At 64.4% G+C, this 10,107-nt stretch carries 9 protein-coding genes; 2 read left to right on the top strand and 7 right to left on the bottom strand.

All coding sequences use genetic code 11. From position 1 onward, the window contains the following. Together FF36_RS33495 and fxsT are read right to left on the bottom strand one after the other, a co-directional pair. A partial coding sequence (locus FF36_RS33495) for a helix-turn-helix domain-containing protein (protein ID WP_131669497.1) occupies window positions 1–302 on the bottom strand: 302 nt, incomplete at its 3' end. After that, the gene (fxsT, locus tag FF36_RS27570; protein WP_052681516.1) at window positions 268–2,670 is read right to left on the bottom strand and encodes an FxSxx-COOH system tetratricopeptide repeat protein; all 2,403 of its coding nucleotides are present in this window, start codon (window positions 2,668–2,670) and stop codon (window positions 268–270) included. The genes FF36_RS33495 and fxsT, both read right to left, overlap by 35 nt. Window positions 2,671–3,607: 937 nt before the next feature. Between fxsT and FF36_RS35130 the strand changes: the two genes are divergently transcribed. Continuing rightward, on the top strand, window positions 3,608–3,865 hold the full coding sequence (locus tag FF36_RS35130; RefSeq protein WP_128423409.1) for a hypothetical protein: 258 nt from the start codon (window positions 3,608–3,610) through the stop codon (window positions 3,863–3,865). A 114-nt stretch (window positions 3,866–3,979) separates the two neighbouring features. Here the strand turns inward: FF36_RS35130 and FF36_RS41595 are convergent, their stop codons facing one another. Next, window positions 3,980–4,153: a zinc finger domain-containing protein gene (locus FF36_RS41595; protein WP_479686798.1), complete on the bottom strand. Its 174-nt coding sequence runs from the start codon at window positions 4,151–4,153 to the stop codon at window positions 3,980–3,982. A gap of 923 nt (window positions 4,154–5,076) precedes the next feature. On the opposite strand from FF36_RS41595, the gene FF36_RS33480 reads away from it, so the two are divergent. Beyond that, a complete protein-coding gene (locus FF36_RS33480; protein WP_199865524.1) occupies window positions 5,077–6,450 on the top strand; it encodes an ATP-binding protein in 1,374 nt (457 codons plus the stop codon). A 100-nt stretch (window positions 6,451–6,550) separates the two neighbouring features. On the opposite strand, the gene FF36_RS35125 is transcribed toward FF36_RS33480, so the two are convergent. The 4 genes from FF36_RS35125 to FF36_RS31850 all read right to left on the bottom strand — a co-directional run bounded on the left by FF36_RS35125 (window position 6,551) and on the right by FF36_RS31850 (window position 9,882). Beyond that, window positions 6,551–7,240, bottom strand: a complete 690-nt coding sequence (locus FF36_RS35125) for a hypothetical protein (protein ID WP_128423408.1) — start codon at window positions 7,238–7,240, stop codon at window positions 6,551–6,553. A gap of 182 nt (window positions 7,241–7,422) precedes the next feature. Then, window positions 7,423–8,157: a hypothetical protein gene (locus FF36_RS35655; RefSeq protein WP_044888118.1), complete on the bottom strand. Its 735-nt coding sequence runs from the start codon at window positions 8,155–8,157 to the stop codon at window positions 7,423–7,425. Window positions 8,158–8,162: 5 nt separating this feature from the next. Further along, window positions 8,163–8,750: a hypothetical protein gene (locus FF36_RS27555; RefSeq protein WP_044888121.1), complete on the bottom strand. Its 588-nt coding sequence runs from the start codon at window positions 8,748–8,750 to the stop codon at window positions 8,163–8,165. Then, on the bottom strand, window positions 8,740–9,882 hold the full coding sequence (locus FF36_RS31850; protein WP_052681515.1) for a P-loop nucleotide/nucleoside kinase family protein: 1,143 nt from the start codon (window positions 9,880–9,882) through the stop codon (window positions 8,740–8,742). The genes FF36_RS27555 and FF36_RS31850 overlap by 11 nt, the downstream gene beginning before the upstream one ends. Between the last annotated feature and the right edge of the window lie 225 nt (window positions 9,883–10,107).

Here is a 10,107-nt window from a genome sequence, read left to right as displayed (position 1 = left end):
GTCCACCGCTCATCCACCCAGCCCGACGCCGCCGGCCCCCGATCCAACACCGCCTCCAACGCCCGCAACTGTTCTTCATCCAACCGGCAGCGTGACGTCGGCCCCCGCGACCGCAACCCCGCCACCCCACCGGCCTTCCACACCCGCCGCCACCGCTCCACCGACCGCTCAGTCACCCGCAACCCAGCGGCAACCTCCCGGTTCGACACACCCTGTTCGAACAAATGCGCGGCTTCTTGTCGTATCCGTTCCCGGCGATCTCGATCCTCAGCGGTCAACCCGCCACCCGTCGCATACCTCATACCAACGGACTACCCAACCCCCAACGATCACCCCAGCGATCACCACCGGATCAACCCGACCCGGCACATTAAAGATCAGTAGTGTCCTCGGATGATCGGGTCCGAACAGCTCCTGGAATTCGTCGACGGTCCGCTCGTGGGGCTGCACCTGGTCTGGGTTGTCGACTACCAGCGAGTCGGCGAGGCTGCCACGTATGAGCACGCTCAGCGAATCGTTGGGGCCCAGGTGCCGCTCGGCGTCTGCGAGGGTCCACCCGAGCAGGCCGGTCGCTTCAGCCAGCCGTCCCGCGGCCCGGTAGGTGCATGCCAGGTTGTGGCGGGCGGTCAACCCTGCTCGGTCTCCGACGCCGAATGCCGCTTCGAAACGGGGCACAATGCGCTCGTAGAGCGCGATCGCCTCGTCGGTCCTCCCGTCCGCGCGTAAGGCCTCAGCGAGGTTGTTGTACGCGAGCCACGTGTCTGGGTGATCGACACCCGGAAGGCGTTCAAGGCCGGCGACAACCCGCTCGTACAGATCGATCGCCTCCGTTGTCCGCTTAGCAGAAATGTAGGCCGCGCCAAGATTGTTGCAGGCGGCCGCTGTATCCCTGTGGTCAGGACCGAGACGCGATTCGTCGAGCGCCAGGGCTCGTTCTAGGTAAAGAACCGCGGCCTCGGACTGTCCCTGCTGGTTGAGGTACCTACCGGTGACGTCACAGATCCTTGATACCAGCCCAGCTGTCACAACGTCACACTGGTCATCAATGCCGTCGAGCGCTGCCCGCACGTGAGGTATCAGCTGCCGCCACCGCGGCCAGCTCGTTGGATCTTCAGAGGCGTTGGGTAGCCCGGCGGCGAGAAGTCGGATGATTCCAACCGTGGCCGCAGCCTGATCGGCTGGCGTCATGTCCTCCCGGACTGCTGCGGCGGTCAGCCGGTGAACGGTCAGCGTTGATCCGGCACGACGCGCCAGACTGAAACTAACCAGCACCCCGACGGTCTCCGCCCAGTCGAGCTGATCCTTGGCTGCCCGCCGCAGCGGCCCGTCCGCCAGTGCCGCAGCGGCACCATCGGTGAACAGGTCGAGGGGAATTGGATCAGCGGCGCAGAAAGCGCACAGCGAGAGCAGCTCCACCGCTGCCAGCCGCTCCGCCTGAATCCGTGCCACCGAAAGCCTCCACAGATTTGCCACCGTCACGCCGGGTCGATCCGCCACGCGCCCGCGGTCGAGCAAGCTTCCGAGCCGCTCGATCAACAAGCGGACGTACTCGGCCGGGGGCAGCCCGGTCTGCACGAGGAAGCTGGCCGCCTGCTCGACTGCCAGCGGCAGGTAGCCAAGCAGATCCGCGATCCACCCGGCTTCCGTCTCCTTGATTCCTTCGACCCGAGGGACGAGTACCCTGACCGCCTCGTCCTTGCTGAATGCGCCGACCTCAACCGCCGCACCGACGCTGTCGAGCCCTACCAGACGGGAAGTCACCAGCAGTCGCCCGTGCGGACCCGACGGCCGGAACGGATCGACGACATCCAGCTCGTTGACGTCGTCGAGTACCAGCAGCCAGCGCCGCCGCTCTCGATTCAGCGACGCGGCGACCTCAGACCAGCCGGCGTCGTCGGAGAGGCCGAGCTTGACTCCCAGCGCCGCGACCTGCCCAGCGACCACCGCCGAGTCACCCGCGTTGATCCACCACACGACATCGAAATCGTCGGCGAAGCGGTGGGCGTACTCGACCGCGAGCGCCGTCTTACCAGTCCCGGCCATCCCGTAAAGCGCGCAGACAGCGGCGGTACCGGTGCCCGAGAGGCCATCGCGCACCGCGTCGAGGAACTCCTCACGATGAATGGTCCGTGCCAGCCGCGGGGGGACGTTCCACACCTGGGGCAACTCGGAGGGCAACAGCGTCCCGATGCTCGCGTCAGGTAGTTGGAAGCCTCCGGGGAAGCCCGGCTCCGTAGCCGGCTTGCGCCGTCCACCTACGACGGCTTCGAGGAGCCGCTCCCGCGCCGTCTCCCTGTCGATCCCGAACAGGTCCACCGCTTGGATCTGGCCCAGCAACGCCGGGGGCAAGCAGTCTTCCACCCGGACAACCAGCACGCGCCTGTTCAGCCCGGCGGGGTCCGTCGCCCAGCCAACTTCCCATTCCGCGCCTCGAGTCGCCGACGCCAGATAAGCCTCCGAAAGCACCACCACGGAGCGTGCACCACTCGCCAGCGTCCGCTGCAGGTCAGCGACAGGATGCGACCCAGGCACGGCATCCCAGGCGCGGATCAATGCCCTATGGCCTGCGGACTCCAAGGTCCAAGCGACCCACTCCGCCCACTCGGCGTCGTCGACGACGTACGAGACGAGGAACTGCTGCCCTGTCTCAGGTCCACCGCTGTCCGACACAAGGCTATGATCTCACCCTCCGCCGTCCACCGGTTGGAGCCTTCGCCCGCGGCAGGGTCTGTCCCGTGAACGACGTTTCCGGCGGTTCGATCAGTTGGTCGCGGTACACCCCAGACGCCGACCTCCACGCCGCCTTCCATCCACCTGCACCTCCATCGGCGAGCCCCATGTCGATAGCTCATCAATGCCTGACTGGCCCGTCCTGCTGCGTGCTGCACCACGGGCAGATCACGGTCGGCGCGGACGCGGGAACCTCGAATCGCGCGCCGCACCGCCTCCGGGACCTACCCGAACGCCAGCGGCGCCGTCGGCGGCCGACACACACCATGGCCGTGTCGCAGGGTGATTCGTCGCCGAGCGTGCGCGGATGCGCATCGCGGCACACCGCGCAGACCGGCTCCGGGGGCGCGGCAACGAGCGTCGGATTCACCTCGGTCGCTGAGATGATCCGCCGATAGCTGGAGTGCGGGGTCGGACCGCCGCAGACATCACAGTGCAAGTAGAGATCTGACCGGGGCGTAGGGCTCCACGCCTCCCGCGCGATGAAGGCAAGCGCCGAGAAGAACTCGCGCACCGTCATCTCGCGATCTTCTGGCTCACGACCGCGTGAGTTCCGGCTCCTCCACACGACCCATCATGATCTCACCCGATCAACCAGCCTGTCGGGCGATCGGCCTCATACGCCAACAGCCAGCGGGGGCAGCTGGTGGGTCTCGACAACCGCGGCCTCCAACCGGCCGAACAGGAAACGCGCTTACCCGGCCGGGAACAGGCAAACGCGGACGAACCGCGCTAGCGCTGGGACAACCCGGTACCAGAACAAGCCATCGGAGGCGACGAAGGGCGACGCCGTGGTCGCCCAGGAACCGCTCCCAGCAGCAATAGAGTGCGCCGACAGCCGATACAGGCCAGAGAGCCTGAAGGGGGCACGCTACCGATGGCCGGTCCCGACCACGCCCAGGACGATCCCCGCACGGAGAGCACGGAGAGCACGGAAGCCGGCAACCAAGCTGGCGCGGGACCGTCCCGGAAAGCACGACGACAACCCGTCGCCCGCCACATGGTCATCGAGCGGGTCGAGACCATACCCATGACGGCCGAGGAACGGCGAAGAGCAGTCGAGGCGCTCGCCGAGCTGATCCTGCACTGGGAGCACACCACCGCAGCCGCCACCAACTCGGAGGAACACCGGTAGGGCCGGAGGCCCGGCCGCCTGCCGCGGCTGACGTTCCGCATCGCTCTCAGCGACATCGCGCCCTTGGTGTCCGCCCGCTGGCGCGCCTCGGCCGGGCCGGTCACGCCGACATGGTCAGAGCGTCTCGCGCCGAGGGTACCGGGGATGGGTCTCCCGCATCCACGCACGGAACCGCCGGAGCCGCTCCTGGTGATTCACCTTCCGGGACTTCGCAGCGTCCGTGCACGGGCGTGCTTCGGGGGCACCGCACTTCGGGCACGTGACGAGCCTGGCCCGCTCGACGGTCACCGGATCGGAAACCGTGCCACCGGCACGCCGGTGCCATTCGTCGACCTGGCGGTCGTAGTCGGCCAGCGCCTGCTGGTACCGGCCTTCGTGGACGAGGGAGACGCGGGGCGCGGGTGGTGTGTCCGGCTCCGGCGGTCTCCAGTCCGGATCAAAGGCCGCGAACGACCCGCATGCTGATCCAGTCCCAGCAGCGGTGACTACCGACAGGAGTCGACTGCTACAGAGCCAAAGGAGGCTCGAACCACCTGCCCGGCCCGCCGGCCTGCAGTTTCGGCGGGCACGAGCACGTCCACAACGTGCGAACCAGCCTGTTTCTGCAGGTCAGGCGGTTCGTCACGCTGCGGGGTGGGGCGGGTGGGGCTCGAACCCACGACCGACGGATTATGAGATCTTCGGCTGTTCGTCCGCTGGTGTCCGTGGACGTCCACCGACGCAGGTCACGGGCTCGGCATCGTCCACCAAGTCCCGTGACCGTCTTTCACCGTCGGTGGGCTTGGCTGCCACTCTGGCTGCCAGAGCTATCCCGTCGGCAACCTTCCGATCCGCAGGCTTCGGCACTCCATCTAAGGACGTCCGCGGAGGTCTGCCGGTGCAGCTTGCGGGACCTCCGCGGAGGTCTGCCGGTGCAGCTTGCGGGACCGCCGGAGTCCACCAGTAGTCATCGACGTCTGTCCCCGTTGCGGTTTGACTGCTGTATAGGGTCCTCCGTCCAGCGTCACGGATCGTACACAGGTACTTGTCTCGACCTGCAGGCGGGGAGATCATCAGTGGTTTGTCTGCTGTGTTGCGCTGTCCCAGCGCCCTCAGGAGCAGGTTCTCCTTCCGAACAGAGCACCGCTGTCCGTCCCACTCGCCCGGCTTCGTAGCGCTGTCGCCCAGTATATGATCGACGTCAGTCTGAGGGGGAGTTGGGGTCAGCCGCAGTGGAAAATGTCCAGATTCCGGCCAGTCAAGCAAAACTGATACTTTCTTTGCATGAAGACTACTATGTTGATTTCAAAGACAAGAGGGTGGATCCGAGCAAGCTGTCGAGATGGGTATCCGCATTCGCGAACTCTTCAGGTGGCGACATATACGTCGGAATCTCCGAGCCAAATCCTGGCAGGTTTGTCTGGAATGGATTTGAACGAGTCGAAGACTGTAACTCGCACGTCTCGACTCTGCAGAGTCTATTTCCTCAGGGTGATGATTATAGATACATATCGCTCACAAGTGCGAACTACCCAGGCTCGATCCTGAAGATCGAAGTTGGTCGCAATCGGCGGATTGTGTCAGCGTCCGATGGTAGAGTATACAAGCGGGCGGCGGCGAGCGTTTCGCCGCTCAGTAGTGACGAAGAAATGCACACGCTGCGTTTGCAAAAGGGTCTAGTCTCTCACGAGACGGACACCGTTGACGCGCCACTTGATCTAATTACCGATTCGTATCAAATTACGGAGTTTATGCTTTCGATTGTACCAACTAATGAGGCTATGCCGTGGCTCCGGAAACAGCTTCTAATTAGGGAGGGTAAGCCCACAGTTGCGGGTTTGGTCCTATATGCGGATGAGCCTCAAATTGTTCTTCCCAAAGCTTCGGTAATTGTGTACCGTTACGCGACGGATGCCGCCGAAGGTGTACGGGATGTTTTGGTCGGCGGCAAGACGAATATTGTCGAAGGTTCGGCATATCGGCAAATCATTGACGCCGTCGCCCTTACGACGCGACTTATCGAGGGAATCAAGGATCGAGACCTGGAACCGGTCCGATACCCCAACGAGACGCTTCATGAGATTATTACAAATGCGGTCATTCACCGGGACTATGCGGTCAAAGATAACGTCCATGTACGAATATTTGACGATCGCGTTGAAGTTGAAAGCCCTGGCCGTCTTCCGGGGCACGTTACACCCCGAAATATCCTTGCGGCCCGCTTCTCAAGGAATGAATCCATTGAGCGGCTACTACACAAGTTTCCTGGAGCGCCGAACAAGAATGTAGGCGAGGGCTTGAATACCGCATTCGCTGCCATGACCAAGATGCGCCTGAAAGAACCCGAGGTTGTCGAGACTGAAAACTCGGTCATTGTTCTAATTAGACACGATAAGCTTGACTCGCCCGGTACAATTGTATTGAATTATCTTAAAGAGAATGGCACTATCAACAATAGGCAGGGGCGCGAAATCGCCGGGATTCCGCGCGACGTCGAAATGCGAAGGATTTTCCAAAGGCTAATCCAGAAAGAGCTGATCGAGAGAGTCCCGGGCACGGTGACAGCTGGGGCGAAATATCGCTTGAAAGGAAGTAATGTCGTATAGGGAACCGCCTAGTATAATTTCTAGCCTGTGCTATGCGGACACCACCTACGATGCGCACGGCGACAGCCATCACGGCTTTTCTGGGACAGGGTTAGGTCGATTAAAGTTCGGCTGGCGCATCCTTCGGCGGTTGAATGGCTTGCTCATCCTTGTCAATCATGTAGATATCGCGCCAGCGATCGGTAAAACGAGTGATGTCTTCGTTCGTCACGTTGATCGCTGGCGACCGCCCCTTCACCGTACGTATAGCCTCAACCCTAGGCCAGTCCAGAAAATCTAGGTGGGTGCCGAATCGACGCCCGCTAGCGTTACAGTACGCGTAAAGTGCTTTGATATAGCTATCCTTGTCGGGTCTACGCAGTATCGTGACTGCGAGATCTATATCACCGATTCTGTCGCGAGAAGAATCAAGAAAGCTGCCGAAAATTTGAATACGAGAAATCGCAAGAATTTTCGTATTATCGCGGTTGTATTCTCGGACTCGTTCTAGCATGCCTGAAATATTCTTCTCGGCGGTGCGGCGGTGAATTTGAGGAGAGAAGCTGGCTTGGGCGAGCGCATTTCCTTTTATTGTTGTTACGTGTAGCGAGTCCCGCTCATCTTCGCTGGAGCATTCCAAATAACCTTCGGCGACCAAGCTCTCGCGAATCCTAGTCGCCGCGCTCGCTGCTACGTCAAGCCACGATGCGATGTAGTCGTCGTCAACCGAGTCGTGGGCAATCGCCCGCATGAGTTCTCGTGCGGTCGGAGCAGGCATGCCACAGATTTCATCTGTTTTTGAAACCCTCACGAGAAGCCTCCATCCATATGGTAATTGGCTCGTGTGGTGACGGAAGTACGCAACGGCATCTGGAGACTTGGCGTGTGATCGACCGGCGACGCGCCCGGCGAGCACGGCCGTCCACGGCCGCGCGCAGGCGGCCGCGTGGCGCCCAGCTTGATCCTAAAACGAGCAATTCGGCAGACACGACGTCAGACACCGGTGCTCGGGTGTCCGGCCGTGGCCATCACGAACAGAGCGGCGGTGCGGGCGTGTCGGCCAGGCTGGGTGTCAAGGTGGTGTTGGGCGGCGTCGATGGCGGCTTGGACCTGGGCGGCCTGGGCGGCGGGGAACGGGTCGGGTAGGTGGCTGAGGGGTGCGGTCACGATGCCGTCGGCTCCGGCGTCGAGGCTGGCGGTGATGTGGCGGGCGGTGCCGTCCCACAGGGTGAAGTCCGGGCCGGTCGCGGTGCGAAGAGCAGCGATGCTGCTTAGGGGGACCTTGGAGACCTTCGCGGCTGCGGGCAGGACACCGGCGGCGCGGGCGGTGGCGGCAAGCTCGGGTGTCAGGGTGGTCGGGCTGAACTCCGGGTGGCTGAACAGGTAGCACGGCCTCGGCAATGCGGCGAACAGGTTCAGGGCCTCGGTGTCGCTGGTGAGGTCTCGTAGGACGACCATCGGGATGACTCCGGTGCGGGTGGCGTGGGTGATGTCGGCGGGTGTCCAGCAGCATGCGGTGAGCCGGTCCACCCCGATCGTTTCCGCCCACAGGTCGACGACCGCGGCCCGGTCGGTTTCGCTGGCCTGGTGTCCGCCGGTGGTGGTGCCGGACAGGATGAAGCGGTGCGCCCATGTGCCCGCGGCACGTCGGGCGTAGGCGGCGGTGGCGGCGGTGTCGAGGGCGCCGCCGGGGGTGCGGAAGGTGAGGGCGGGAAGGACAAGCTGCATCGCGGTCAGTCCACCTTGTCCCGTACCGACGGGACGGCTCGGGTTCGGTCCGTCAGCGCGCGGTGGATGTGAACGGCGGCCTCGTCGGGCGGTCGCTGGTCGGTGCGTAGCACCAGGTCGAACACGTCCACGCCTGCTGCGGCGAGATCGGTTTTCGTCTCGTCCCAGACGGTCAGTCGTTCGGCAACGTCGGTGCTCCCGCGCTCGCGGGCTCGGGTAGCGGTGACCTCGCGGGGGCACCACAGAAGGACCGTCACCCACCGGGCCGGGTATTCGGCGTGTAGCGCGTGGATGCCGGCGACCTGGCCAAGGTGCACGACCGGCACGCGGCCGGCGGTGGTGAGGTCGTCCAGGCGGGGCCGGTCGACGGCGTAGACGTTCCCGTACCGCTCGTTCGCATAGAGAATTGCCCCCTTGGCCTGGAGGCGGTCAAGCTCGTCCGCGGACACCGCCCGGTAGGGGGCACCGGCGTTCGCGCCTACTTTCAGCCGATCGAAGTGCACGTACCGATCGTCCAACGCGGTGAGGGCGGCGGTGACGGTGTCCTTTCCGGCGGCGGGTGGGCCGTAGAGGACTACGGCGTCAGGACGCATCGCGGATCCGGCTGGCCAGCCGGCGGGCGTGTTCGGCAAGGTTGCTGCGGGCGTGGCGGCTGTTGTCGACTACATAGTGGGTGCACACCGGCCGCTGGTCAGGGTCGATGGTGGCCACGTACTCGTCCCAGTAGGACAGCTTCCACGTGTCGCGGGCGGCGTCGCGGGATTCGAGGTAGTCACGTTGGGAGTCGATGTCGCAGCGCAGCCAGACCACGGCGATCGCCGCGCCGGCCTTCGCGCATCGCTTCTTCATCCGCTCCATCCACGCCGCGTCCGTCAGCTCACGCACGAACGGCGCCGTGACCACCGTCGGCAGGCCCAAGCGCAGATTGTCGAACGCGGTGTCGAACATCGCCCGGTACTCCAAGGGGCGGATCCGGCCCGTATAGACCTCGCCCTGACGGTCGTTCGGGTCGGTGTCCATCGACAGCAACAGGGACTCGGTCAGCGGGCGGCTCATCGTGTCCTTGTCGAGCAGCGACCAGCCGGTGATCTCGCAGATGAACCGGGCGAACTCCGTCTTCCCCGACCCTGGGAACCCGGCCACCATCACCAGGACCGGGGATCCCTCCCGTGGCCGACCCGAACTCCACGCATTGAGGATCTTCGCTTCGAGGTCGATCGGGGGCAGCTCGACCCGGCGGCCCCGGCCGGCGGCAGGGGGTTCGATGCAAGCGAGAAGCTGGCGGATCGAGTCGGTGACCTCGTCGCGACGGGGCACCACCGGCGGCGCGCCGAACGCCCCACCCGCTTGTTCCCGAAGGTGGGTGGGCACCCGCAGCGTCTCCCGCGGCGGTCGGGGCGCGACGCCCGCGGCTCCGGGGACTTCCCAGGGGCGGGGCGCCAGGCCGACCATGGCGCCGGGAATCCGCAGGCCGTCGGCGATGCGCTCGATGACCTCGACTTCCTCGACCTTCGCCTTGCCCCCGGCGATGCGGCTGATCCTCGACTGGCTGAAGCCCTCGATCGAGGAGGCTATGCGGTCCTGGCTGACATGATCCCATTTGCGCATGAGCAGGAACGCGGCGCCGAAGTCCCGGCCGCGTAGGGCGGCGGCCATGTCGTCGCGGTGCAGCAGCTCGGCAGACACGGTGTAGCGCTGCCAGGCGGTCTCGGGGTCAGCGGTCATTCGTCGCTCTTCGGTCGGTGACAGGTCGGGGCAATCCGCGTGAGCAGACCAGCACGGTGAGCATAGCGGCGCCGATGTCGTGTCGACATCCCAAGCCGGGATCAGGCGGTCAAACGGCGCCGGACCGGCGCTGATCTGCACGGTTGGCGCCGGTCGGATCGGCGCTGGAATGCCGTCCATCCATGCCGCCTCGACATTCCGTGGTCGGGTGGTCTCGGTGAGTCT

It is taken from the genome of Frankia torreyi, from assembly GCF_000948395.1.
In the GTDB taxonomy this organism is placed as follows: Bacteria; Actinomycetota; Actinomycetes; order Frankiales; family Frankiaceae; genus Frankia; species Frankia torreyi.
This window is presented reverse-complemented; position numbering and strand designations above follow the sequence as displayed.

What these genes read in the sequence shown, in the direction of transcription:
- FF36_RS35130 (WP_128423409.1), top strand. Translation starts at nt 3,608, where the DNA reads ATGGCCGGTCCCGACCACGCCCAGGACGATCCCCGCACGGAGAGCACG.
- FF36_RS35655 (WP_044888118.1), bottom strand. Translation starts at nt 8,157, where the DNA reads ATGCAGCTTGTCCTTCCCGCCCTCACCTTCCGCACCCCCGGCGGCGCC.
- FF36_RS27555 (WP_044888121.1), bottom strand. Translation starts at nt 8,750, where the DNA reads ATGCGTCCTGACGCCGTAGTCCTCTACGGCCCACCCGCCGCCGGAAAG.
- FF36_RS31850 (WP_052681515.1), bottom strand. Translation starts at nt 9,882, where the DNA reads ATGACCGCTGACCCCGAGACCGCCTGGCAGCGCTACACCGTGTCTGCC.